Raw genomic sequence first — 23,640 nt, 5'->3', positions numbered from 1 at the left:
TAAAGAGGGGTTTTGGCGCTATGCCCAACCCCTCTTTTTTCCCTATTTCCTCGGTTTTTTGACCCGATTTGGCAAGCATTTTATTTTCTGTTAGAATATAAAAAATGGATTTTTAGGTATATTTTAGCTCTGCCCGGGCTCAACAAAGCGTAGGCAGACGGAGCCCGTCTATGTTAGAACTACGACGCGGCATTCGCCCTTTTAGGGCATAATTGCGCCGTAGCTTATAGCGAAGGCGAATGGAGGTTATTATGAAGTTTTTACGTTTACTTTCAACCGTTCTCACGTTCGCTCTTGGTTTGGCAACAACTGCCCTGCCAGGCAGCATTAAAGATATCAAAGGCATGTGGACCGTTTTCAGGCCTGAACACCGCTTGGCGTTGTCGCCAGTCTGTGGTGCGCTTGACATTGAAAATAAGTACACCGAAAATTTGTACTACTACGGCGACCCAGAGCATGCAACCGTACAGCTGATCCACGCAATTTTTAAGCCCGTTGCCGGCGCCTTTCAGCCAAGCAAGCTCAACTTGCCAGCATCGTGGTGTTCCGTCAGAACCATTGGTAAAATTTTGGGTGCTTTGGAAATGCATAAGCACGAAAGCAGCAATGTACTCAAGCGAGCACTGGAAACCGCTATAACAAACGATGCGGACTTTGTTGCAAAGCTCGATGAACACAAGCAAGAGTTTGTCGCTTCAATTGCCAACAAACTCAACATGCCTGGCTGCAGCGACCTTGCTCAGCTGACACAAACACTTGAAAGCACCTTGAAAAAATACGAAGAAACCAAAACACGAACAAACGAATATCTTCAAAAAGAGGGTGTATTTAAAATTGGTAAAGGACTTAAAGATCCTAAACTTTTGGCTCAAACACTGGAAGAATACCAAGCGCAGCTGAAGCGCCACGCTGCCGTGCTGACTGATGATCAACCAGCTTCAAGCCTTTTACCAACAATTCCCGCAGAATACCAAAGCGCTGCAAGTAGCTCGTCTGCAAGCAGTGCAACAACCACAACACGACAAAAACGTAGTCGCAACGATGACGGGGCTGAACCACAAGTGCTACGCCAGTGCTCACGCAGCGACTCTGCAAAAGAAAACTCACGTAAACATGAACGTACTGCCGGCGAAATATTGGCAAAAAAATGCCCTCGTACCAGACATAACCACGTTGTTGCGACTGTCTATGAAGCTGGCAACACGCCAGAAGAACGCGAAAAACGTTATCAACACTACCTTGCCTCCCGCACAGGAAGAAAAAAACAAAAACCAGCATTCGACATTAACGAAGCTATTCGTGTCTTGCGCACCAAGGCTCTTGTGCCAGAAATCAATCTTACCTTGAAAAAGTTGGACGCTTTGAAACAAGGTGTTCAAGTCAAAAAATTTGCTGACCTGATTACCGCATCGCTCAACGAATGCCGCTTGGCAGAATCTGCAACCACCACCGATCGATCTCATGAAAAACCTTACGCTGCCTACACCACGCAACAAGTGTTGCTCGCTTGGTTGTACAAAAAAGCTAACGACAAGCACAACTTTGCCGCATACGTAAACGCGCTGCCAGCAGAACTACTGCTTGCGCACGATGATATTGATGGCAATGATGTTTACCAAGGCGAAGATTACAAAACTATCCGCGCCAATCTTGAAAAACGCTATAACTCCATGTCCGATCAGGAAGTTTTCGAACAATTCAAAAACAATCAAGACCTTGCCGCAGTCGTGTACACCGAGTTGATGCACCAAAAATTTAGTCGCCCAATTCCGTACCTACCTGAGTACACAACGGTCAACTTCGATGCCACCCACCTTGCCGACTGCGTTGAAACAACCATTCGCAACTTGTGTAACGTGGCAACGTACGACCAATTTTCACGCACCTTTGGCCACCAACACGCACACATCACCATGTCGCCCGAACTGCAGGCTTTTTATGCAGGTGAAACCAACAATGCACACAACAACCTTGAAGACGACACCAATCGACTCGAAGTACACCAGGCATGGAGTAATCTTGTGCAAAACTTGCCCGCCATTGCATACGCAAAAATTAAGCTCCCTGGCCACGTGAAAGGCGTTGACTGCGTTGATCACCTCAAGATCAAGGGGTGCTTTATCAAGCTGCCTGCTGACGCTGTGCCGGCCTCACTTGAACGCACAACTGTTTCACTTACGCTAAATGATGGTACGCAACATTCTTTTGACTCGGTCGAAGCTAACGGCCTTACGCTCATTCTTGTTGACCCTGCCGCAGACTACCAACTGTACGAAGTAATGCCGCTCATGCAAAACATCATCATCATGCTCAATAAGTTTCTTGGTCTCAATCTTTTTGGCTCAGCATCGAGCAGCTCTGCTGCATGCCTATCAAACCCTGGCCAAGCATTTTTTGAACCAACGTTCAATGAAACATATTTTACAAAGCTCTGCGAACGCTGTGGCTGGAAAATTAACACGCAGTTGGAAAATATTGATGACCTTGAATTTGAACAGACAATTCCTCTTCTTGTCAACGGTTCGTCATTCAACCTTTTTGTAAATCCCTTGAATCATTCTTATGCAGAACGCACCAATATTCAACTGCAACAACCGCTCTATGCAAAAAATAGTGCTGATTATGCCTCTGACGAGATAAGGACTTCTCTTGATCCCTACGTACCATTGTTGACCAAGGTGTTTGGACTAGAGGCACTAGCATATTATACGAATATGATTCACGAAGTCTTGTGCTACGATGCATTATTTCAGTATAATCTTGATGATCCGCGTACTCAACTTGCTGTTGTCAAACATATTTTGAATGAATGCTTCTCAACCTGGACCAAGAGTACCGCAAGTCATATTTCATTGGTCGCACAACTCATAAAAGCACTACCGGTTAATGCAGATCGTTACTACCAAAGAGAAGTTGCACAATATTTAGGAGATATTTATCAAGATAGTAGCCACCATACTGTTTTTATAGAAAAATTCGGCAAAAGTAAGTCATTTAAAAAAGCCCTGATTGGTCTCATTGATGATCTTCTGCATAAATCCTTTTACACCTCTACACCTTTAGAAATACTCACAGGCCTAGATGGAGAGATGGCTCACCACTATGCAGTTACTCTCTCTACAAAAGATACTGACAACGTCAAACACCACCGTGCACTGCAAATATTTCGACTCCTCATTGGAAAAAATTACCAACCTGCTTTTGACGACGCAACACAGGCGGCAGCAGAAAAAATAAACTATCAAGATGAAGACGTTAAGCAGTCGGCACGTGGTCTCTTTCGTACCTTGTTTCAACAGGGCTACCAGACAGCAGTTGACTCAGCCATCAAGCTCATCGAAACAAACAGTGATCATGATGATCAACATGTTAGAAGTGCGGCGCTCAATCTTTTGGGTGCACTTTTGTCACCATCAACAGCACCCGCTTTGTTGCAAAGCGCTGCAGAACACTACATGAATCATCCAAAAGGATACTTTAGATTTACGGCTTTGGATGCCTTTACTCATCTTGTCAGCAACAAGCATGAGGCAGTATTTGAAAGCGCACTAAAAGCCGCTAAGGCCAATATCATGTTCTCCATCTGTCGTCGAGATGAGAAGGAACCAGGCATGTGCTGTTACCACATCGGCGATAAAGCCGTAACAGTCTTTGCAAAACTTTTTGAACAAGGGTACGAACCGACCTTTATGAAAGCAGCAGGGGCTATAGAGAAAAACTTAGTAAACGAAAAAAAACATGTAAGATATTGGGTTGTTGATCTGTTAAGAAAGCTTGTAGAAAAGGGTTATTCCTCGGTACATCACTACGCTCACAGCCTGGCGACACTACTTGGCAAGCACCATGGATACGCTGAAATCTCGCTAAAATTATTTCTGGCACTTGTTGAAAAAAACTATACACCGGCCTTCGATGAGGCAATAACGGTAGCAACTCAAAACATAAACGATCAGGAGTGGGACACCCAACATTTAGCAAGGCAAGTGTTCATATCCCTTTTTAAACAAGACTATCAACCTGCCTTCAAGGCAGCAACGCAGGCAGCTACAAACAGCATATGCCATGAAAATAAATATGCTCAACATTCGGCATTATTGTTGTTCAAAAGCCTTATCGAAAACAAATGTACATCAGCATTTGAACCAGGAACCCAAGCTGTACAAAAAAAAATAGACTTTCCGGACTATGACGAAAATCAACTAGTGGATTTGTGTACAGCACTTGTAGAACAGGACTATGAACCAGCAATTGAGCCAGCAACAAAAGTAGCTGAACAATCAACAACTCCTTACGTAGGACTCGCTCTTCTTCGCAAGGCTCTAAACAAATACAAGCAGCGGGTAAGCGATGACCTTGCCCGCCACAAAGAACAAGAAGGTGCCGCAAGCTCATCCGCCAGCAGCTCAGCCAGCTCTTCGGCAGCTAGCAGCTCAAACCAACTCATTGATGATGAACCAACAATCTTAGCACTTAAAGAGGCGCCAAAAACAATACGCCTTTCAAACATTACATTAGAAACATATGATTCCTCTCACCGCACGGCGGCCAATGAACTTTTCGATGCTGCAGGCACCACAACCAATGCTTACTTCTCCGGTTCTGCTTACGGACCTAAAAAAGGAAGGGCTCTTAAAAACTCACCAAGCACCAGCCGCTCTCTTCATTATTCACTGTTCTCTAACTCAAGCAATGAATTTGCGGGCAGCGTTTCAGTGAAAAAATCAAAAGACTGTGGTCAATTTAGTATCTGGATTGGCGAAAAATTTCAAGGACAAGGCTACTTTAACCAAGCCTTGCAAGCAATCTGCCAGGTCTGGTTTACCCATACAGTTGGCAGCTCCATACCAACGGATTTTAATGCCGAAGTTTACTACTGGAATATTAACAGCATCATTGCATTGGTAATGGGTGGTTTTGTTCAAGACGGAACTTTCCGCGATGGAGGAAAAACGCGCGACAACATTCGTACCGAAAGTGACGGCTACACGTTTGCGATGACCAAAGAAAACTGGCAACGTTACAACCAAATGAGCCCAGAAGAATTCCTCGTGGAGAAAAAACGACGCTGCGCACGTTTGCACACGTTGCTTACCAACCTTTCACAAAGAATTGGGGAAAGCAAGACAGCCATCGCAGGAGAAAACATTATCTGCACACAAGATGCTATAACGACCGCGCTCGCAAAAACTGAAGCCCTGTTAAAAACACTCGAGTAGACAATTACCCGGGCTCGCTCCTTTCTTTTTGGCCAGTTTTGCGTATGCTAAAGGCATATGCATAGTCATTGTTTTGGCCAAAACCAGTAAAAAAGGAGTGCCCCATCATGAACAAGCGCATCCTCTTTGTCCTCATGCCGTTGGATTTTCAGGACGTTGAATTCACCGAACCCTACACCATGTTAACCGCCCAAGGTTACCATGTGGACGTTGCTGGCTTTAAACCAGGCCCCGCACGTGGCACTCAAGGTTATGAGTTTACCCCAAACTTGTTATTGGGCGACATGGACACCCAGGACTTCGATTCATACGACGCAATCGTTATTCCTGGCGGCAAAGCCTCCCCTCAATTTTTGTGGGATAATGAAGAACTGCAAGACATAGTCCGCTACTTTCATGACTATGAGAAAATTGTTGCTGCTATTTGTTATGCCAGCATTGTGCCCGTGCAAGCAGGATTATTGCAAAATAAAGATGCTACGGTCTATCCAACTGACGAGGCAAAAGCTATACTGGAAGAATATGATGTCATTTTTGTAGACTCAGAATGTGTTGTGCTTCCTGAAGAAAGAATTATTACCTGCCAGGGCCCTCAAGCTGCCCAGACGTTTGGTCAAGCAATCTTGAACCTCTTGGAAGGTGAATAACAGGAAGCTTTATATAAGAAAGATTCCTCCCATGGCCCGCCCAGCAACACCAACCGATAGCATGCGTCCGCGCATTCTTATCGTTGGCATTTACGCTCCTTACAATCACCTTAAAAGCGCAGAACATTATTACGATGAATTTTTAAGCCTCATCCACACAGTCGGCATAACGTATGATGAAAGTATATTTTTAAAGCTCAGAAACACTGACAAAAATACCTTCTTTACCAAGGGAAAATTACAAGAAGTCGCTGACTTTTGTAACGAACACAGAATAGATGAAGTTATTATTTCAGAAGTTTTAACACCATTGCAAGAACGCAACCTTGAAGACTTTTTCAACTGCGTTGTGTACGACCGCACCAAACTGATTCTAGAAATTTTCAGAAATGCAGCCATAAGTTCAGAAAGCAAAGTGCAAATTGAAATGGCGGAAATTGAATTTTTAAAAACACGCGTTTTTGGTAAAGGCGTTCATTTGGCACAGCAAGCTGGCTATATTGGCGGCAAGGGACCAGGAGAAACGTTGGCCGAAGTTGCAAAACAAGAATTTGGCGAAAAACTGCGTCAAGCAAAAAAGAAGCTCGACACCTTACAACGCGCACGCGATACACAACGCAAACAGCGCTTGGAAAGCAAAATTCCTCTCGTATGTTTAATTGGTTATACCAACGCCGGTAAATCAAGTTTAATTAACCGCTTGACCAAAAGTGATGTTTTGGCAGAAGATAAGCTTTTTGCAACGCTCGACACCACCACACGCGAACTGTATTTAGGCAAAGACAAAAACATTCTTGTTTCAGATACCGTTGGTTTTATTAGCGAATTGCCACCAAAATTAATTGAAGCATTTAAGTCTACTCTTGATGAACTCAGATTTGCTTCATTGCTGGTACACGTTGTTGACGCAAGCAATCCAGCATGGCCAGACCACCTAAAAGTTGTTCATCAGATTCTTGAAGATCTTGGCGTTCAAGATAAATCAATGGTTTATGCATTTAATAAAGTTGATAAACTTTCTGATGAAGAACTAGAAAAGCTTAAGCACGACGTTCAGGAAATAAATCCACACGTTCTGATTAACACACGCTCAAAAGAAGGCGTAGCTGATCTTGTTACTTTCATGGCAGCTCACAATTTTAAAGCATAATATATTTTATTTTTTGTACGTTATTTGATACATCAGAAAAAAGGAGAATTCGATGTCAATTAACTTAGCAATTAACGGGTTCGGCCGCATTGGCCGAACCTTTTTGCGTACTATCATGTGCGACGCAAAAGCACGCTCAACGCTCAACGTAGTCGGCATTAACGTTGGCCCTACCCCGCCTCTCAATCTTGATCTGCTCTTTAAATACGACTCGGTCATGGGCACCTACCAAGGCCAAGTATCGTATGCAGATAATAAACTTGTTATTGATGGTCACGAAATCACCGTCGTCAGCGAAAATGAACCAGAAGCGTTGCCGTGGCAACGGCTTAATGTTAACTGGGTTGTAGAAGCTTCAGGCCACTTTACCACGCGCGAGCAAGCACAGCGCCACCCACTCTCAGAAAACGGCAAAATCTTAATTACCGCACCATCAAAAGATATTGATATCTCTATCATTCCTGGTGTGAACAGCCAAGCATACAATGCTAGCAAGCATCGCCTGATTTCGCTGGGCAGCTGCACCACCAACTGTTTTGCACCCTTGATCAAGGTTATTAATGACAACTTTACACTTGTGCAGGGCATGATGACTACCACGCATGCCTACACCGCGAGCCAAAATCTCTTGGACAACCAACACAAAGATGCACGGCGCGCACGCGCTGCTGCTACTAATATGGTCCCAGCAGCAACGGGTGCAAGCAAAGTTATTACCCAGATTTTCCCGGAACTGGAAGGAAAAATTTCGGCAACATCTCTGCGCGTACCACTGCCTATCATGTCACTAGTCGATTTTACATTTGTTACACAAGAAACCCTAACAGCTGAAAAGATTAACGAAGCATTCAAAACAGCAAGCGCAGGCTCACTCAAAAATATTGTTGAATACTGCAATAAACCACTGGTTTCATCAGATTTTATTGGCAACCCACACTCAGCAATCTTTGATAGTCTTTTAACAAACAGTACCGGCAGCATGCACAAAATCTTTGCATGGTACGACAATGAATTTGGTTACTCATCACGATTGAAAGAGTTTTTACTTCACAACTCATAAAAGTTGATTTACACTGACCTCAATTATAAATCATATGCATGTGGGGGCCCATAGCTCAGTTGGTTAGAGCAATCGGCTCATAACCGAAAGGTCCCAGGTTCAAGTCCTGGTGGGCCCACCACCTTCTTCATCACATCTTCCACCAAAAGAGAGGGCAGTATGACGGGAAAAGCTCTTTGGCAAAATTTAAAAATTCTTGCTGAATGTGACCACAACATCCTTAGCCTGGAAAAGCAGAAGCGAGAAGCTCAAAAAATTTTTACTACCGATCAAGAGCTTATTCAAAAGCTTGCCATCAGTATTGAAGAAAAAAAGAATCGTTTTCGCCAAGAACAAAAAAATGTAGATCTTCAAGAACTTCAAGCACACGACCTTAAAATAAAAGAAGAAGCAAAAAGAACACAGCTGGCAAATGTTGGTAGCCAAAAAGAATATCAGGCAGTGCGCAAAGAACTTGACCGCGTGAGCAGAGATCGCGATGAGCAAGAAGATGCTCTCTTAAAAGCATGGCATCAGCTAGAAACAGCACAAAAAAGCTATGAGCTTGAAGAAAAAAACAGTGTTGGTCGCACAGCAGATCTTACTGAAGACATACAAGCAAAAGCAGCAGCTGTGCAGACACTTGAGCAACAACTTGTTGAATTGCATGCAAAAAGAGAAACGCTGGTGCAAACTATTCCGCCAGAATGGCTGGTGCGTTATGATCGTATGAAACATAATGTTCCCGACCCAATTGTACCGGTGATACGTTCAAGTTGCAGCTCGTGTTTTTACGCCGTGCTACATCAAGATCTTTATAAATTAAAAAAATCAGACATATTGCCATGCCGCAGCTGCTACCGCTTTTTGTACTACGATCAAGAAGAAGAAAAGGATGTAGCAAAAGCTGCTTATTAAACTACCGTTAAGGCCATTATGAAAGAACAACAAAACTCATTTTTATCATCACAAGCTACCCAGCCGCAAAGCCTTACCTGGACCGTTTACATTGACGGTGCTGCTCGCGGCAATCCAGGACCAGCAGGAACCGGCATTTACGCGGTTGATCATAATGGCAAAGCAATTATTAAACAGGGCTTTTATATCGGCCTGAAGACAAACAATCAGGCAGAATATTTGGCCCTCGTCTTCGCACTTTTTTTAATTAAAAAAGAAGCAGAAAAACAAGAAGTAAACGATCTTTCTGTTCTGGTAATTTCAGACTCAGAACTGTTAGTTAAGCAAATGCGTGGCGCTTATAAAATGAAAAATCCCATTTTATTGCAAATCAAAATGGTTATTGAAATACTCTTGCAAGATTTAACCTGCCACTTTAAACACGTTTTGCGCGAATACAACACCGTGGCAGACGAACTTGCCAACCTGGGCGTTGATCACAAAAAAAAGCTCCCTGCTGCTTTAGCTGCTTTGGCAAAAACTCATCAACTGCCGCTTTAAATGGTGTAAAAAAACTTCATGAAAAAAAATAGTACTCTCGTTATTATTTTTTGCAGCACGATTATTTTTGGCGACATGTTCGTACAAACAATCTATGCAAACCCCACCAATGAAAGCCAAACAAGCGATCCAGAACAGGAAAATATTGAAGCAACGCCAACTCCTGACCTTACCGAACTGCCTAGCAAACCTATTTTTATTCATGTTTTGCTCAACGAGCTAGATGCACAAACACGCAGTTCACACACTATTAGTTCAAGCAACGGCTTTGTACTAGAAAGCCCCATTGGTCTTAAAAAAGCACTCTGGAAAAAAAATACCAAGATTACTATTATTGTAAAAGAGAATACGCTCTACTTACAATGCAAAGATGGTAAATACCGCAATGTTATTAACAACAACCTGGCGGTAACACCAATAGACGGCATTTTACACTTTGACAACCGATCATACCAAGGCACACTCAATATCCGCATAGACAAAGAAAAAAAAGCCCTTCTACTCATCAACAAAATTTCTTTGGACGATTATATCTATTCAGTTCTACGGTTTGAAAGCCTTTCGTACTGGCCACTAGAAATGCAAAAGGTGCAGGCCGTTGCCTCACGCACCTACGCCGTGTACCAAATGCTGGAAGCACGCACCAAGCGCGGCAAAAATGTGGGGTACGATATAAAAAACACTAATTTCCATCAAGTTTACCGTGGTGCTCACGACTGCACACATTTGCGCAAGGCGGTTGAAGAAACCCATAATCTGATACTCACGCACAACAAAGGGGTTGCGCTGACCATGTTTGATATCTGTTGTGGCGGTGTGGTGCCCAGCGATATGAAAAAAGCCGATCCAAAAAAACCGTATCTGTACCGCACCAATCAATGCACCTTCTGTGAAAAAAAGTCACTATTTAAATGGCAAGAGCACTTGTGCCCGATTGAAATGCTTAAACAACTGAAAGCAAACAAAAAGGTAGCCCACCACCTGAGGCCCATTAAAGAAATAACCCACATGGTTGTTCACGAACGCGATAAGGCAGGCATTGCTCACAAAATTAGAATTGCCAATAATGAAAAAAGCGTTATTGTACCAGCGGCTGATGTTAAGGCCAGCCTGGAGACAAAGCTCAAAAGCCTGGCATTAGACGTTAAACTGCGCAACGAAAAGGTAATGCTTACCGGCCGAGGTTTTGGCCACAATTTGGGACTATGCCAACTGGGTGCCCGCGAACTGGTAGCTCAGGGATGGAATTTTAAAGACATTCTCGCTTTTTACTACCCCTCCACCAATCTGGCCCGCTTGCGGCCAACAACCAAAGCAACACAGCACGAAATTAAAATTAATACGTAGGCACGCAAAAAAAGGAGAAGCGCATGCCTGGTTATAGAGTTCATTTGTCGGCAGGCCTGGTAACCTGGATTGTGGTATGGCAGGCAACCGCACACTTTTTATACCCACCAACAACAGCCGACCTCTTGTTTGGGCTAGGTTTGGGTCTTGTTGGTTCCATTTTCCCTGATATCGATGTTCGCAGCAAGATGCAGCGACTTTTTTATCTCTCGGCAATAGTTATAGTGCCGGTAGCGCTTTGGTACCATGCTTGGCAGTTCTTTTTTTGTTTTGCAGCCGCTGCTTTTTTGGTTGCTATTGTTCGGCACCGAACCATTACCCATCAATCCTGGTTTTTGGTCCTTATGCCCGGTTTTTTTGTTTTATACCTGGGGTACTTTAACCAAGCATCTTTTAATCATATTATCTCATATTATCTCTTTTTTGTTGCCGGCGCGCTCAGCCACGTGTTTCTTGATAAATCGATAACCAAATTTAAAAAACTCACCAAAAGATACTAAAACTTCCATTTCTAACTGAAATTATAATAAAAAAATAATCCTGCTTTTTTTAAGTAAAATCTTCAAAAAAACCCATTTTATAGGCTTTTTTGGCCTTTTAGACCCCTACCCATTTGACGAATAAATCATAACTTCGTAAGCTGGTTTTATAGTGCTGAAAAGGCTATAAACCCTATCATCAATAATTAAGTATTTTTATTACTTAATTAAGTAAGCACACATTTCAATGGGGACTTGGAGGTTATACCATTTTTCCTAAGGGGGAGATGGAGGTTATTTTTTGAGGTTATACCGTTAGCCGGGGGGCAACACAATGGTTATTTTTAATAAAAAATTCTTTTTATCAACGCTATTGGCATTGGGCCTACTTGCACAGCCAATGCAAACTCATGCTGCTGCGCAAAGCTTTGATCCCAGCCAAACAGCTTCATACATTATGGGCGAAGCGGTAAATAAGGTATTGTCTTCACGAAAGAAACTCTGCGTAAAAATTATCACAACACTCGCAGAAATAAAAACTGCTCTGCAAGCAAATACTAATCCTCTGAGCGCCACAACCAAACTAAGTAAAATCCATCCAAAATTGGCAATCGAGTTAGCAAAGAAAACAACCAATGAAGAAAAAATAGCATTTATTGATGAAACACTAAAAAAATACGTCATCTGCCAAAAACAAATGGAAAACAAACTCAGTGTTAGCGAGCAAGTTTACACACTCTTTGCGCGCAATGAGCAAAGTAATCGCGAAACACCCTCTCCCTTATTTGACTTTAATGCCTACAGCGAAGAATTAGAAATCATTTCAAAAAACGGACAAAAGAGCCTTCTTACTATTTTAAACAAGCACACCCGCCTAAGCTTGGGAGAGTTTAAGCTGGCAAAGACACTTGGCCAACCAACTGATAACGATACAGAACTGAGAAGACGCCAAGCTGTTTTAAGAGAATTAGTTGGAAACGATGCATTGCGCAAACGCATTGTTACCTACCTTGATGAAGTAAAAAAGATTGAACTTGATATTTTATCATTTTGGAATGGAGCTCTTACCAGCCATTTGCTTTCAAGTGGCCCTTTTATTAGTGGTTCTCATTCGTTAAGTTCAACAGTTAATGTATTAAAAAAAATACCAGGACTTAAAACATCGCTAGATAATGCTGATAAACAGCCATGGACACTTGGCATTTTTGGCGTATTGCTAGCAAGAATACAAGTGGGGTTTGTAACCTCAGGAGTTGATACCGTCTGGTCATTTGCACAAAATGGCCTAGAAACCCTGGCAAAAATTCCTGAATTAGTAAGCGAACACCTTGTTCCTTATTTTGGTGGCATTACCGTTTCAACAATACCATTAATTATTCACGCACTTTTAACCACGGTAAAAGGACACGCTTACTTGGAAAGAGAATTAAATGTATGGTTTAGAAGCCATGGCAACATTCGTCCAACAAATGTTACAACAGATTCAGTACTTGGTGTTTCAAAAAAAATAACCTTTGCATCAAAAACCATTGCACAAAAAGCATTAAGCGCATTTGCCAACAACGAACGTTTGTTTAGCAAACCTGATGCAGACAATGAAAATAGTATCATTGTTTCATACAGACCTGAAGTTGCTGAAGAAGTTTGTAGCCTCGTTAATCCTCGCTGGGACAATGCATTAAAAGTTATTGCTTTCGTACTATTCTTGGGTTACTTTGCACCAATTGCGCCAGATTTATTTGGTTCTGTAGCTCTAGAAAGCTTAATGCTCCCTACAAGCTGGACCGCCATGATTGGCAGCTTTCTTTCTTCTGCGCCTATTGCCATTGCCTGGGCAAGTTCAGAAGTACTCAACAACTTGGCAAGTGGACTCTACAGCCTAGTCAGAACCACCATTTTTGGGAAAATGTACCTAACAGATCCACTCCAAGAAGGCCTTGTTTCACAAGTTGATATGGTTGAAAAAGCTTATGACTTAAACAAGAAATTAGCTTTCTTTGTACAAAAAACTAAAGCGCTTAAAACAGTTCTTGAACAAAACGACGTGTTGCGCAATAACCTAACATGTCTCAGGCACCTTGATGCCCAACGATCAATTGTTACACCAACAACACCACGCGATCTGAAGACATTGCTACAAACACTCAATACAGCAGATATTAGCGGTGCTATTGAACCACTTGCAACACCTTCGTGGTACAGCCCACGCCGCTACAACCCATGGCGCATTATTAAAGGCCGCACCGTTGGCGTTGCCGATGCTGCCAACTACAAGGTTATGACTGAACATAAAGATTCGTTCTCGCACCTGCTTGAAGCTGTTGGCGAACTTGATATGTGGGTTGGCTTGGCTGAATTGTATAAAAAACATGAAGCAGACCAACAACATTGCTTTTGTTTTACAAGCTTTATATGCCCATCAACAGGTCCAACTGTCTATGATCCTGCACCATCTCTTGGAACGGCTCGTGGCCACCTTCGTGCCAATAACTTATGGTACCCATACCTGCTCAACAGAATGGAAAAACAAGACATTTCGCCATACGAATATCTTGAACTTGGTGGACCTAATCATCAAAAAACGGCACTTATTTACGGCGCCAACGCCAAAGGTAAATCAACGTTATTGCGCGCTATTGCCAACGCAACAATCCTTTCATTGTGCTTTGGTATAGCACCTGCACAAAACTTTACTATCATGCCACCATCAAAACTTTTGGTGAGCATTGTATCCAAAGACAATCCAGCGCGAGGGCTTTCAGGCTTCACGTCACACTTGGACAAGCTCAAAGACATTATTACCCAAGCGGCAACCTTGAAAGCACAAAATAAGCATGCACTAGTAATTATTGACGAGTTGTGCCAAGCCTCAACGGCTCTTGCTGGTGAACTTGCTTCTAAGAAAATGTTGGAACAAAACTTTGCAAACCCAGACAATAACGCACTAAGTTTTATAACGGTACACAAAGAAAGTCCTGCTGAACTGATTACCACCAGGCCAAACGACTTTAAGTTTTACGGATTTATGGATGACCGCAGTGTACAAACATTAACAACTTTAGACCAGATTAAAGAGCTCTTACAAAGCGCAAATGTAGAATCTTACGGAAAAGCACTTGCATACGGCCTTATTAACTAATCCTTGGGGGATGAATATGAAAAGAATATTTTTAGTACTTATCGCATTAAGTACAGCAACAAACGCGTTGCCTGCAACGCAAACTTTTTTAGATCCTGTTGAACAGACGGTTAAAGATCTTGAAAACCGTCTTGGCATTGAAGAAGATCCTGCTTATACAGCTTGCTGGTTCTGGAACTGTGGCACGCCAAAGGCAGTCATGGGCACCATTGAAAAAACAACCAATGCTTTCAAGGAAAAAATAGCAGAGCTTAATAAAAGTTTACAAAATTACAAACAACACAACGTGCCAACTGCGCCAATTGAACAACAAATACAAGAATACAACAAAGTAATAGATTGCTTGCAACAAAATAGACCAGCAGGAATTGATGCACAAGATTTCTTACTAAAAAATAAAGCAGCTCTTCAAAACATAGAAAAAAATGGACCAAAGTCTGAGAAAGACTTTATGTTGTTGAACATAGCGAATAATCTTTTGTTACGTGATAACCATGAACTTGAAAATTGTTTAAACACCATCAACCCAAAAATTATCGACGCAACAAGGCTTCAACCAGCTCGTCAGCTTGTTAACAACGTTGCCGCACTTAAAAACCAACGCGATGCAATTTCAAAGGCTCAACTTGAGTTTGATAAAGAACAAGCACGCATTAAACAAGAAGCAATAGATAGAAAGACATTTGAAGAACAAGAAAAGGTTCTTGCACAAGCGCGCGCTATTGAAAACACTCGCAAGCTTAAGCAAGAACAAGCAACAGCTGCTGAAAAAGCTAAGCAAGACGAGCTGCTTAAGAAAGCAGAAGAAATTGAATACGTAAGAAAAATTGAACAAGAAGAAGCAGCAGCTAAAAAGTTGGCAGAAGAACAAGAACTTCTTGAACGTGCTAAAACGTTAAAAACACAAGAAGAACGACAAAAAGAAGCAGAGAAAGCAAAACAAGAAAGCATTCTCAAAGATGCTGAAAAAATTAAGCAAGACCGAGAAGCTCAATTGTCACAAGAAACCGCCGCTCAAAAAGCTACCAACGATGAAATATTAAGAAAAGCAGAAGCAATCAAAGCAGAATTGGAAAAAGAACAACGCAAGCAAGAAGTTTTGAAAAAGATAGAAGAACTTGAAAAAGAACTTGCAAGCGAAGAAAGCCAAAAGACGTTCATTGAAACATTTTCTGACAAGCTTCCAGCATGGGAATCTTGTGCAAAATGGACACCTGCTGCTCTTTCAGTAGCTATTGCCGCTGTTGGCTACGTGCTTTATACAAAAATTAAAGCAGGCGTTACCAACAAGCTCAAAAAGACAAAAGCTAAAAAGTTTGCCTACCCAAAAAAGCCTATTTTTGTAACTACCGAGCCAATCATAAAACCAGAACATGAAGCGGCTGCTGCGGCATAAAAAGTAAAAACAAAGAAAGAAGTTACCATCATGAAAAAAGTATTTTTATTAGCTCTTACACTCATTGTTACGGCAGAAACAGCTAATGCTGCTGCAGTGCTTTTAGAAGGGCTTGGCACGGTAGATGCCGGCATATCTCTTGTTGGCACGGCATACAAATACTTTAATCCTGAAACAGACCAAAAATGTCGTGAATCAATGATCACATATGCCTCCCAAGAAATTGGCGAGCATATTAACGATGCAACAACAGACCTTACTGAAAATATGGATGCACAGTTTGAGAGTACCAACCAAAAGCTTAACGAAATGACACAAAAGATCATTGATCTTGAAGCATTATTACAAGAAAGCAGAGAATATCAGGAATTGTATTCAGGAAAAAATGACGCAGAACTCGAAAAACTCATCAAGACTTCTGGAGCAATTATTGGGACAATAGCAGCTATTCCTGTTATTGCTGGCATAGTTATTTGGCACAAGTTAATGCCACTTTACCAAGAAATGCTCGAAGCAAAAAAGGCTTTTGCTTCAGCTCCGGTAGCAACTACTTACGATCTGGTAAGAACTAATTTATTTGGATAACCTCCATCCGTCTTCGCTCTACCAGCTATGACGCGATTATGCCCTAAAAAGCGGATGCCGCGGCGTAGTTGTTAACGTAGACGGGCATTTTTCAAAGTATCTTTTAACCAAATAGACGTTCGTTGAAAATAAACAGCCTAAAAGCTAAAAGATAAGTTGGGGCCGGGACTTTTTACGGTCCCGGCCTTTTTTATTTGTTACAAATCAAAAAGCTTGGTCGCATTGGCCGTTGTCTGGCGCGCCAGCTCTTCCAAACTCACACCCTTCAGGTCAGCAATCGTTTGCGCAAAGAGCGGCAAATAAACGGGGCTGTTTTGTTTGCCACGATACTGCTGCGGTGGCAAAAACGGCGCATCAGTTTCTAAAATAATATGCTCAAGCGGCGTCGCTTTTACAATCGAGCGCAGCTCATCATTTTTTGGATAGGTTATGGGCCCGTCAATGCCAATATAAAAACCCCAGCCCACAACAATGTCTGCAAAATCTTGCTTTTGACTAAAGCAATGAATAGTCGCGCCTTTAATTTCTTTAACATACTCTTCCAAAACTCTCAGTAATTCTTCGCCAGCATCACGCACGTGAATAACCAACGGCAAGTTATATTCAAGCGCCAATTCAATCTGCGCTTTAAACGCATCAACTTGTCGTTGCGCATCAAATGGTTTGTGATAAAAATCTAAACCAACTTCACCAATCGCTTTAATTTTATTTTCTTCTTTATTTTTTACCAAGCGAACAATGTCTTCAAAATCTTTGCGCCAGGTTGGCGTGCAGTCACACGGATGCAAACCAACCGTTGCATAAACATTATCAAAATGCTGTGCCAGTGCTACTGAGTTCATACTTTCGGGCAGACTGGTACCAACGTTAATAATTTGAGTAACGCCGGCCCGCTTGGCTTGTTCTATAATATCGTGCACGAGCACAAAATGCTCCGGTTTGAGAAGCGTATCAAACTCGGTTTTTACCATCATGTTCAAATGGCAATGAGTGTCAACAAACATATTTTCCCTTTTTGTGTACAAAAATGAATCAAAAAAATAAGTGTACCATGAAGAACTTTTCAAAAAAATTAAAATTTTATTGATGCAAAAAACAACTTACATTCAGAAAAGAAAAATTAAACAAGAGCCAAAACCCACAATTATTTTTCTTTAATAAATAATAATAATACAAAAAAGTAAGAAAAACATTTATGTCTTCGCTCTTTTTCTTGACAAACCTGCAAACACAATCTAAATTTCACACTGAAACGTAATGTTGATAAGTTACACTCTTTTTCGGGAGACCGTTATGAACAAAAGCGAGTTGATCAACGCGCTAAGCGAAGAAACCAACTTCAGCAAGAAAGATGTTGCAAAAGTACTTGCAGCATTCACACGCATCATTGAAAGAACACTTAAAAAAGGTGGTAAGGTTTCTTTGACAGGATTTGGTACGTACTGGACATCAAAGCGCCCAGCACGTGTTGGTATTAATCCAGCAACCAAAGAAAAAATCAACCTGCCTGCCATCAAGGTGCCTCGTTTCAAACCAGGCAAACATCTTAAAGAGCAAATCCGCTCAGGTTATTAATCGGCACATCAAGTCGTACACTAGCTACAACATGATACAGCACAAAAAATGGAAAAGTTTAGGGCCGGTAGTTTTATCGGCCCTTTCTTTTGGAATCATCTTCGCCATGCTCGAGCCCTTGGCACGCTTACTAGACCCATCACTAACACTCTTTGCAAGCCGCGGCGCGGGCAAAATTGTTCAAACAATCTTAGCAATAAGTCACGTTTTGCTTTTGCTCAGTCTACAGCCACTCAGTTTTTTAAAAACATGGTTTAACCAAAACATTCGTTTTCTTGGTTCAACGTCGTGGCTCAAAGATTTTTTTACTACGTTTATTATTTTCTTTACCTTGCACAGCGCTTTACTCGGTTCTTTATGGCTTGCCGGCTACACACACTTCAACACAGCGTGGGGCACCCTGACTGGCGGCTTACTGGCAAGCATGGGCTTTGGATTTTTGGCAACGTTTATGCTGGCATGGACCGAAGAACTTATTTTTCGCGGGACCGTACTACCGTTTTTAAAACAATTTTTGAGTCCGTTAGAAAGTATCTTTTGGTCGGCACTGGTTTTTATGTTGTGCCACGATTTTTCAAACCCACTCAACCTGCTCACGGTTGATTACAAACTGGGACTTGGTCTCTTTTTGTTGGGCTTCATGCTCGCTTTAATTTTTCATATTTCCGGCAAACTGTATGCTGGCATGGGCGCTCATGCGGGGCTGGTATTTGTTAAAGTAATTATGCGCCGCGCACCATTGCTAGTTTACTTGCCAGCAAGCCAGCTGCCATGGTTTGTTAATGCAGATTTGCGGCAATCATTTTTGGTTCACGCACTCTTTGTGCTCGTAATCGTTTTTCTCATGATCGCGTATCGCGATCGCTTGAGTAATAAGCCACACTTAAAGGCTTAATTTCATTTTCTTGATTTCACTTTTTTAGCTGTGCTTTTTTGATTAAAAAGGGAGAAGTCATGAAAAAATTATTATTGTTTTTATTTTTTAGCTATTGCACAACTAACACACAAGCCGCTACAGCACCATTTCGCCGCCTAGCGATTTTTCTCGATCACAATCGCGCTGAAGCACCAACAACGGCCAGTCAACCACAATCAGCCGTAGCAGTACAATGTGCTATTGCCCTCAACCAAAAAGCCTGTCCCATACTTGTTGCCAATGCCATTCTTTTCAATCTTTTGGCGTGCAAAGCAGGCAACCTTGCTCAATTTCAAAGTGATTTTATTAAAGCAGTTGATTTAAAACTTGCAGAGTGGGATTTTTATCATCCGGCGCCCAATCTCTTTTTGTTAGTCCCAAAAGGTTATGTTGCAACTGAAACGGTTTCTCTGCCAAACATTAAAGAGGTACTCGTAACTGTTTTAAAAACAAAAAATCCAGTAACCCAAACAAACCTAGGGACTGAAGTATCGAACAGTCTCACTAATGCCAAGGATTTGCACACTAATCTTATTGCCGAGTTAACCGACATTTTGAATCTTAATGGAATCAACAGTACAAAATTTGAAGCAGCCCCAGGAGCTCCAGCTCTGGACCTTACCGACGTTAATCTGGCAAAAAACTTACAACCTTGGAACATGTTTATCAACGGACACGGTACTGTTGAATATGCACTTGCCGGTATTCCCGTTGAACTTATGACACACGTTGCGCTGCTGCTCAACAAGCTTAACGTCAACATTGTTTATGTACGAACGTGCTCTGGCGGCGGCAAAAACTTACAATACTTTCAATTCAAAAAAGATATCGACGACAGCAAGTTACCAATCAACCTTGATTACACGTTGGTTATGGGCGCAGTCACTGATGCAACGGTGACGTCTCAAACAATGACACAAATAGGCTTTGGAGGAACTACAGGTGTTTCGTGGCCAAAAAGCTCTGATTTACATTATTTCTTTGAACAAGCAGCATTGATTTCAGAGCAAAAGCAAAAACCAACGGTCAAGAAAGCAAAACCAGTTCCAAAAAAGAAAAAAGATTGGACCAACTCTTTCAAAAAATTTCTCAAAGAAGTATCGCTTTATGACGATTGGTATACACAAAACTTGGGCATCAACAGCATACCTCAAGCGCTCATACCAAACATCGGTTGGTTTACGGCCTTTGACATTGACCCTGCACTTCAGATTCTTTCAGAGCGCTTTATTCAAACGACAGCCGCACAAAACAAAAATATCGATATCACCGACAAGCACGCCGTTTTAATCTATCCCAAAACTATTGCCGCGCCCATAACCATTGCGCCAAAAAAAGCCATAAAAAAACCTTTGTGGATCCAAGATATCCCACCGGCTTTTACCAACTGGGCAAAAGCATTTTCTTTTGGAGCACCAACAGCTGATTTTGGCTCCAACACGTTCTACCCTACTTTTATTTCTATGATTCCGGGTAATGCCACGCACATTCTTGACAACATTCAAGTTGGTCCTGGCGGCGTACTGCATTTTATTCGTGACAGCTTTTTGAACCTGCAAGATAGATCGAGCAGAAAAACATTCTATATTAACACGCTGACAGGACCAGATGATGCTTATTCATATCTAGGCAAACCTAACCAAGGCAACATAACCCTCTCAAACGTTGTTATTCAAACATGGGTAGAAAACCCCGTTTTTAATGAGCGCTACAACGTTAACCTTTATTTTATGGTTGGCACTGACTATTGGGCCTTAGAACTTGTTAACATCAACCTAGCAGCACAGGGCTCAAGTGTTTGGAACCAGCTTGCAAAAATTTCAACCAAAGCAGATTTTGATAAAAAAATAACTGTCTGTGACCCAAGGCTTGCCAATGTGGAAAAACTCTTAAAAAAAGCTCGCAAAAGCTTTGAACGTAAAAAGAAACTTGCCAACATGTTTACACAAAAACAAACAGAGCGAGACAAAGCAGTAGCTGGAAAAACAGAGCCCGAACTGCCACCACAAGCACAACCAATTACTACCCCGCAACCCGCGCCAACATTTTCCGCAGGCCCGCTGGGCAACTTAGCACGGGGCTTGCAAGCTCTCAAGGCAAAATTGGGACAACTCGGCCAAGCTCTCACAACACTAAGTACTGGAAAAATTTTTGTCACAACCCCACCAAGCATTCCTACCCAGCCAACACCACCTAAAAAAACGCCTCCGGCTTTCCCACCAGCAACGCAGTATCAAAGCAAAATAGACAACGTTGTCAGCTCGCTTATAAAAAACTTTCCAACAACCACTACTGAATTTGAACAACTCTTTGTAACGCTGGGCACCAACCTCAATTTCGTTTTTGACGAAAAATCAGAAACGGCAGCAGCGCTGGTGCGCAAACAAGTAAGCGCTGCAAACGTACAAACAATTATCGACCAGGGCCTTGCCTACGCAGCAAACGCTCCTGAAGACCAAGCGCTCTTCATAAACTTCTTGGCTAATTTGGTAGATCTTGAACAAAAAACTGATGTTCCTGCGTTGATTATGCTTCAAACAATTGGCAAGCAACCGTACTTGCCAAAAGCAAACAAAAAAGATCTACTAGCCCTTTTAAAACTTGCCCAGCTTTCCGATACCCTTGAAAAGGCAACAACTGATACCTCTCGAACACAAGCTCTGCAAGCTATCAGCACAGCACTTGCTCCGCTCGCACTTGATGCAAAAAATTTGTACATGCGATTTTTTGCACAAAAAATTGATGTAACAAAACAAGAACAGTATAAGAATATATTCAAAGATATTTGCACGTTGCTGAACATTAGTAGTAGCACTCTGTGGACTAATGCAACAAGCAATCTTGATTTTTATTCCATGGGGCTGGCTATTTACAGAAAAACAGGGGTTGTAGATTCAAATTGGAACACCAGAATTTTCCACGAATGCAAATCTATGGCGCTTAATCAAGCTCACCAGTGCTTTGCTTATGCGCTAAGTTCATATTTTCTCTTCACAAGCTATGGAAGCTCTAATGACTCAACCACACTTGCTTTTATAGAAAAAGTTATAAACAATGTACCGCTCAGCAATTATGACAAAGCAGATTTGCTTGGCACATGCAGCGATTGTTATACCAATCATAATTTTGCACATCTCAAGCCATTGTACGACAAAACCGCACTACTTGCTCAACCTTTATGCGTTAAAAACTATGATCCAAAAACTACCCTCTTCACGCTACAAAATGACCAAAAACACCTTGCAAGCAAACGCAGAAATCAGGAGCTATTGAAAAATCTTGTCATGATCTACCTAACTACAGACTGTGGAACCGATCAGAACAAAAAGAATTATGATGTTGTTTATGACCACCTTGCTTCTGGTGACTGGAAAAACCAAGCAACGCTGAGCAGAAAAATTGCCATAATCACCACCATGGTAAAAAAATATGCAAGCAAGCCTGGACAAATCGAAGAATTATACAACAAAGTTAAAGCTGATTCAGAAATAATCGGACGCTTAAAAAGCACCACAATCAGCGGCCTTGATACAACTACAAAAAGCCTAATTGACCAACTATGCGCTTAAGAAAAAAAGCGCCGCATGGCAATGTTATTAAGCCAGCCTAGACTTGCCAAGGTAATCCACAGGTTGCTAATGCCATAGCTCAGTAGTGGCAATGATTGCCCAACAATTGGCAGCAGGCCCACCACCATACCAATGTTTATGCAGACCGAGAGCACAATGTGCATAATAAGACCCAACGAAATGATTTGGTTGGCAAACGACGGTATTTGAAAGATCAAATAAATCAGCCGCACACACAAGAGCGCAAAGAGAAAAATAAGAAAACAGGCACCCAGCAGGCCCCACTCTTCACAAATGACTGAAAAAATAAAGTCATTATGATCTTCAGGCAAAAAACCCAGCTTACTTTGCGTGCCTTGCAAAAAACCTTTGCCCAAAACACCGCCCGAACCAATCGCAATTTTTGACTGCTCAATTTGATAGCGCTCACGTTTAACATCGCCATACCCAAACAACACCAAAATGCGGCGCTGTTGGTACGGTTTAAGGCAGGTCCACAGCACCGGCGTTCCCAAAATTGAAACCAACACAGCAATAACAAAAAATTTGCGCGGCATTCCAATAAACCAAAATAAAATTAATCCAGAAAACAAAACGATCAACGCGGTGCCCAGATCGGGCTGGCGCGAAATTAAGATAAAACTGAGTAATAAAATAGTCAGTGGGTACCAAAACTGCTGCATGGTATACCGCTGGCCATCATCACGCGCTACATTATTAAATTCAGTAAAACAATACGCCACAAAAAGTGGAAATATTAACTTGGTCAGCTCTGAGGGCTGAAAACGAAAGAGATACAGCGAAATCCAACGCTGGGCACCCATGCCTACCCACCCGCCAACAACGGTATACAACAACAACGCCAAAATACCAAAGTAAGCCAAATAGCCAGCCTGAAGTATTTTACGCAAATCTACCAAACACATGATTACATAAATTACCAAACCTGAAACAACCCCAAACAGCTGCTTTTTAAAAAACATGGAACAAGGTTTTTCAACCTGATAGGTTGAGCTGAAAACAAATAACAAACCAATGCTCAACAAAATAAGCGTGACAACAAAATTAACCCAATCAAAATGACGCATGATACGTTTATCAAACATACTTTCTCACTACTACTT

16 protein-coding genes and 1 tRNA gene are annotated in these 23,640 nt (G+C 41.9%); 15 read left to right on the top strand and 2 right to left on the bottom strand.

Features of this window, described 5'->3' with window-relative positions:
- The first annotated feature begins 251 nt into the window (after positions 1-251).
- The 12 genes from K2W90_03395 to K2W90_03340 all read left to right on the top strand — a co-directional run bounded on the left by K2W90_03395 (position 252) and on the right by K2W90_03340 (position 16,456).
- Complete coding sequence (locus K2W90_03395; protein MBY0353382.1) at positions 252-5,216, top strand: GNAT family N-acetyltransferase; 4,965 nt, start codon at positions 252-254, stop codon at positions 5,214-5,216.
- A 107-nt stretch (positions 5,217-5,323) separates the two neighbouring features.
- The gene (locus K2W90_03390; GenBank protein ID MBY0353381.1) at positions 5,324-5,863 is read left to right on the top strand and encodes a DJ-1/PfpI family protein; all 540 of its coding nucleotides are present in this window, start codon (positions 5,324-5,326) and stop codon (positions 5,861-5,863) included.
- Positions 5,864-5,894: 31 nt separating this feature from the next.
- The gene (hflX, locus tag K2W90_03385) at positions 5,895-7,013 is read left to right on the top strand and encodes a GTPase HflX (protein ID MBY0353380.1); all 1,119 of its coding nucleotides are present in this window, start codon (positions 5,895-5,897) and stop codon (positions 7,011-7,013) included.
- Between the two features lie 52 nt (positions 7,014-7,065).
- Complete coding sequence (locus K2W90_03380; protein MBY0353379.1) at positions 7,066-8,073, top strand: type I glyceraldehyde-3-phosphate dehydrogenase; 1,008 nt, start codon at positions 7,066-7,068, stop codon at positions 8,071-8,073.
- 44 nt (positions 8,074-8,117) lie between these two features.
- Positions 8,118-8,194 (top strand) — tRNA-Ile (locus K2W90_03375).
- A 38-nt stretch (positions 8,195-8,232) separates the two neighbouring features.
- Positions 8,233-8,970: a hypothetical protein gene (locus tag K2W90_03370; GenBank protein ID MBY0353378.1), complete on the top strand. Its 738-nt coding sequence runs from the start codon at positions 8,233-8,235 to the stop codon at positions 8,968-8,970.
- 18 nt (positions 8,971-8,988) lie between these two features.
- Positions 8,989-9,510 (top strand): ribonuclease HI family protein, encoded by a 522-nt coding sequence (locus K2W90_03365; GenBank protein MBY0353377.1) that lies wholly within the window; start codon positions 8,989-8,991, stop codon positions 9,508-9,510.
- 18 nt (positions 9,511-9,528) lie between these two features.
- A complete protein-coding gene (locus tag K2W90_03360; protein MBY0353376.1) occupies positions 9,529-10,857 on the top strand; it encodes a SpoIID/LytB domain-containing protein in 1,329 nt (442 codons plus the stop codon).
- Positions 10,858-10,880: 23 nt separating this feature from the next.
- A complete protein-coding gene (locus K2W90_03355) occupies positions 10,881-11,357 on the top strand; it encodes a metal-dependent hydrolase (protein ID MBY0353375.1) in 477 nt (158 codons plus the stop codon).
- Between the two features lie 313 nt (positions 11,358-11,670).
- Positions 11,671-14,475, top strand: coding sequence for a hypothetical protein (locus K2W90_03350; protein MBY0353374.1), 2,805 nt, complete (start codon positions 11,671-11,673; stop codon positions 14,473-14,475).
- Positions 14,476-14,491: 16 nt separating this feature from the next.
- Positions 14,492-15,871, top strand: a complete 1,380-nt coding sequence (locus K2W90_03345; GenBank protein ID MBY0353373.1) for a hypothetical protein — start codon at positions 14,492-14,494, stop codon at positions 15,869-15,871.
- A 30-nt stretch (positions 15,872-15,901) separates the two neighbouring features.
- Entirely contained in the window at positions 15,902-16,456 is a 555-nt protein-coding gene (locus K2W90_03340; GenBank protein ID MBY0353372.1) for a hypothetical protein, read from the top strand.
- Between the two features lie 197 nt (positions 16,457-16,653).
- On the opposite strand, the gene K2W90_03335 is transcribed toward K2W90_03340, so the two are convergent.
- Complete coding sequence (locus tag K2W90_03335; protein ID MBY0353371.1) at positions 16,654-17,460, bottom strand: TatD family hydrolase; 807 nt, start codon at positions 17,458-17,460, stop codon at positions 16,654-16,656.
- A gap of 289 nt (positions 17,461-17,749) precedes the next feature.
- Here K2W90_03335 and K2W90_03330 point away from each other — a divergent pair, with 289 nt between their 5' ends.
- From K2W90_03330 to K2W90_03320, 3 genes are read left to right on the top strand one after another with little or no spacing between them, the layout of a single operon-like run.
- Positions 17,750-18,031: an HU family DNA-binding protein gene (locus K2W90_03330; GenBank protein MBY0353370.1), complete on the top strand. Its 282-nt coding sequence runs from the start codon at positions 17,750-17,752 to the stop codon at positions 18,029-18,031.
- A gap of 31 nt (positions 18,032-18,062) precedes the next feature.
- Positions 18,063-18,926: a CPBP family intramembrane metalloprotease gene (locus K2W90_03325; GenBank protein ID MBY0353369.1), complete on the top strand. Its 864-nt coding sequence runs from the start codon at positions 18,063-18,065 to the stop codon at positions 18,924-18,926.
- 59 nt (positions 18,927-18,985) lie between these two features.
- Positions 18,986-22,516 (top strand): hypothetical protein, encoded by a 3,531-nt coding sequence (locus K2W90_03320; protein MBY0353368.1) that lies wholly within the window; start codon positions 18,986-18,988, stop codon positions 22,514-22,516.
- Here K2W90_03320 and K2W90_03315 read toward each other — a convergent pair.
- Positions 22,513-23,622 carry a rod shape-determining protein RodA gene (locus K2W90_03315; GenBank protein ID MBY0353367.1) on the bottom strand — a complete coding sequence of 370 codons (1,110 nt, stop codon included), beginning with the start codon at positions 23,620-23,622 and terminating at the stop codon, positions 22,513-22,515. The genes K2W90_03320 and K2W90_03315 overlap by 4 nt on opposite strands.
- Positions 23,623-23,640: the final 18 nt, after the last annotated feature.

The organism is Candidatus Babeliales bacterium, assembly GCA_019749895.1.
GTDB lineage: Bacteria > Babelota > Babeliae > Babelales > RVW-14 > AaIE-18.
This window is presented reverse-complemented; position numbering and strand designations above follow the sequence as displayed.

Excerpts from the sequence above, each read along its gene's own strand:
- K2W90_03320 (MBY0353368.1), top strand. The coding sequence starts at position 18,986 with ATGAAAAAATTATTATTGTTTTTATTTTTTAGCTATTGCACAACTAAC.
- K2W90_03360 (MBY0353376.1), top strand. The coding sequence starts at position 9,529 with ATGAAAAAAAATAGTACTCTCGTTATTATTTTTTGCAGCACGATTATT.
- K2W90_03355 (MBY0353375.1), top strand. The coding sequence starts at position 10,881 with ATGCCTGGTTATAGAGTTCATTTGTCGGCAGGCCTGGTAACCTGGATT.
- K2W90_03330 (MBY0353370.1), top strand. The coding sequence starts at position 17,750 with ATGAACAAAAGCGAGTTGATCAACGCGCTAAGCGAAGAAACCAACTTC.
- K2W90_03370 (MBY0353378.1), top strand. The coding sequence starts at position 8,233 with ATGACGGGAAAAGCTCTTTGGCAAAATTTAAAAATTCTTGCTGAATGT.
- K2W90_03325 (MBY0353369.1), top strand. The coding sequence starts at position 18,063 with ATGATACAGCACAAAAAATGGAAAAGTTTAGGGCCGGTAGTTTTATCG.
- hflX (MBY0353380.1), top strand. The coding sequence starts at position 5,895 with ATGGCCCGCCCAGCAACACCAACCGATAGCATGCGTCCGCGCATTCTT.
- K2W90_03315 (MBY0353367.1), bottom strand. The coding sequence starts at position 23,622 with ATGTTTGATAAACGTATCATGCGTCATTTTGATTGGGTTAATTTTGTT.
- K2W90_03390 (MBY0353381.1), top strand. The coding sequence starts at position 5,324 with ATGAACAAGCGCATCCTCTTTGTCCTCATGCCGTTGGATTTTCAGGAC.
- K2W90_03350 (MBY0353374.1), top strand. The coding sequence starts at position 11,671 with ATGGTTATTTTTAATAAAAAATTCTTTTTATCAACGCTATTGGCATTG.
- K2W90_03365 (MBY0353377.1), top strand. The coding sequence starts at position 8,989 with ATGAAAGAACAACAAAACTCATTTTTATCATCACAAGCTACCCAGCCG.
- K2W90_03340 (MBY0353372.1), top strand. The coding sequence starts at position 15,902 with ATGAAAAAAGTATTTTTATTAGCTCTTACACTCATTGTTACGGCAGAA.
- K2W90_03395 (MBY0353382.1), top strand. The coding sequence starts at position 252 with ATGAAGTTTTTACGTTTACTTTCAACCGTTCTCACGTTCGCTCTTGGT.
- K2W90_03380 (MBY0353379.1), top strand. The coding sequence starts at position 7,066 with ATGTCAATTAACTTAGCAATTAACGGGTTCGGCCGCATTGGCCGAACC.
- K2W90_03345 (MBY0353373.1), top strand. The coding sequence starts at position 14,492 with ATGAAAAGAATATTTTTAGTACTTATCGCATTAAGTACAGCAACAAAC.
- K2W90_03335 (MBY0353371.1), bottom strand. The coding sequence starts at position 17,460 with ATGTTTGTTGACACTCATTGCCATTTGAACATGATGGTAAAAACCGAG.